Below are 2,218 nucleotides of genomic sequence, written 5' to 3'. Positions count from 1 at the left end.
GTTGTGCTGCCAACATTTGTACCAATGTCCCAGCCATAGAAAATCCAACAAGCACTGAGGGCACCTTAAAATATTTTTCAAGTTTCTCCGTAATAACAGGCAAAATTTCTATGGCAGAGTTATTAAGAAAAGGAGAATTACTAGGAAAAAGAGACTGTGTATCAAGTAGAGTAATTTGAAATCCTTTTGCTAAGCATAGCTTTGTAAACGAAGAACAAAAAACACCACGATCCCAAATTGGCATCACAGGAGAAAGAATAACAATATGAAGTCCCATTTATCTACACCCCGCCCCTCTTGTTTCAAAATATGAATTGTAGCAGAACTTCCCCACTGACTATAACTCATACAACACAAACATATCAAAACTTCCCTGCACATAAGCTTATCCCCCATAATAACCGCCGCAATAACTTATTGTATCAGCTATAAACTAAGCTACGACAAATTTTAAGCATGTTTGAGAAAATGAGTGTAAAAATTCACTCTCAGAGTCTGTCATTTTCATTTAAGCAAAATAACATCACAACATTTTCGCATGATCTTTTTTTATCATTTCACTTAATCTATTTCCAAACGCATAAAATAACGCGCTTTTCGAATATAAATTATAAACCCTAGCAGACAACAGACAGCCAACGAGACTGCCATCACCCGTGGACTGTGCCCAGAGATCTTTCCAATAACCGCAGCACTCAGTGCAGCACTCCCTAATTGTAAAGCTCCCATAACACCAGAAGCTGTCCCGGCAGCTTGCGGATGGGATGAAATTGCCAACGCCGTTCCTAACGGCAATAAAAACCCATTACCAAAAGTAAGAACAGCGATAGCTACAAAACTCGTTACAAGTGGCCATAGGCTTAGATACATTTGCAGAGCAAAGAGTATTCCCCCTATAACAAAAATAATATACCCACGCCATACAGTTCTTTCCATAGACTCTCGCTTAAAAAGCCACCGTGCTACGAAATTTCCCAAAATATAGGGTAGCGAAACACCAATATAACTATAACCAATATATATCGGTGACAAACCTAAGGTTGTGAGTAAAAAAGGCGATTCCACAATATACGCAAAATATGCCGCATACGAAAAACACGGAATAAGTGCATAAAAAATAAATTGTTTATTTCTGAAAACCGCGCCCCCCCCCTTTATAAATCCCGCAGGTGAAAAACGCTGCCGCCTTTGAAGAGGTAATGTTTCCGTTAATACAAAATAACAGAGCAAAATAGTCAAGGATATAAAAATGCTTAAAAAGATAAAAGTAGCGTGCCAATTGAAAGCTTGTAACAACAACCCTCCAATTAAAGGTGCAAGCGCTGGCGACATCCCAATGAAGGGGAAAACAATTAAATAAAGTTTCCCCGCTGCCTTTTTATCTAACAAATCATTGATAATAGCACGACTTAAAACAATTCCTGCACAAGCTCCAAGACCTTGTAAAAAACGTAATACAAGAAAAGCGTGAATATTATCCGTATAAAGCACACTAAGAGTAGTAAACAACCACAAAAATAAGCCAAAGAGAAGTGTTTTTTTACGCCCAAAACTATCACTCAGTGGTCCATAAATGAGCTGTCCAAGTGCCAATGCAAACAGAAAAATTGCTACCGCACTCTGAATTTGGGATTCTGTTACTTGGTAGTATTGACGCATCTCTCCAAGTGCCGGCAGAAAAATATCTGTAGAAATCAGACCTCCTGTTGATAAACATACGATAAGTATAATGAATGATAATGTATATTTATGTTGCATAAATAAAGACACACTTTTTAAATTAAAATATTAATACTTTTTACTTTAATAAGTAAATTAATTATTTGTTATTATAAATATATAAATGATTTGTTAATACAATTCTACTTTACTTGATAAGATTTAACTTTTTTATATTATTGATGCTACAAAATATTATCATTTACAGGCTCAGGATAAACTTTATATATAAATCACTTAATGCTCCATGATACGTCTTATAACCAACTTAAAAAGACTACAAGTCTCAACAGTAAAATTATACGTAAAAAAAATAAAAATAATGATCACAGGATTTTGCCTTTTATCTACAAATATAACCATCCATGCGTAACATTTAGCATATTTTCTTAAAGAAGTAAGAACATATATTTATGAAAAAGCATTCAGACAATTTCATAATTATTTTAAAAAAATTTGCACAAAACATTTTACACCTTAAGCTAGTTTTTCTTTAAAT

Annotated in this window: 1 protein-coding gene and 1 pseudogene; both read right to left on the bottom strand. The window is 34.5% G+C overall.

What is annotated here, in order from left to right; translation table 11 throughout:
• Positions 1–277 (bottom strand): annotated as a pseudogene (locus GQO39_RS08285) (alpha/beta hydrolase); the annotation flags it as partial.
• 284 nt (positions 278–561) lie between these two features.
• Complete coding sequence (locus GQO39_RS08280) at positions 562–1,758, bottom strand: multidrug effflux MFS transporter (RefSeq protein ID WP_156851737.1); 1,197 nt, start codon at positions 1,756–1,758, stop codon at positions 562–564.
• Positions 1,759–2,218 lie beyond the last annotated feature (460 nt).

The organism is Bartonella refiksaydamii (assembly GCF_902652675.1).
Lineage (GTDB): Bacteria > Pseudomonadota > Alphaproteobacteria > Rhizobiales > Rhizobiaceae > Bartonella > Bartonella refiksaydamii.
Note: the sequence above shows the minus strand (reverse complement) of the source record. Positions and strands in the feature narration are given on the sequence as shown.

Excerpts from the sequence above, each read along its gene's own strand:
- GQO39_RS08280 (WP_156851737.1), bottom strand. The coding sequence starts at position 1,758 with ATGCAACATAAATATACATTATCATTCATTATACTTATCGTATGTTTA.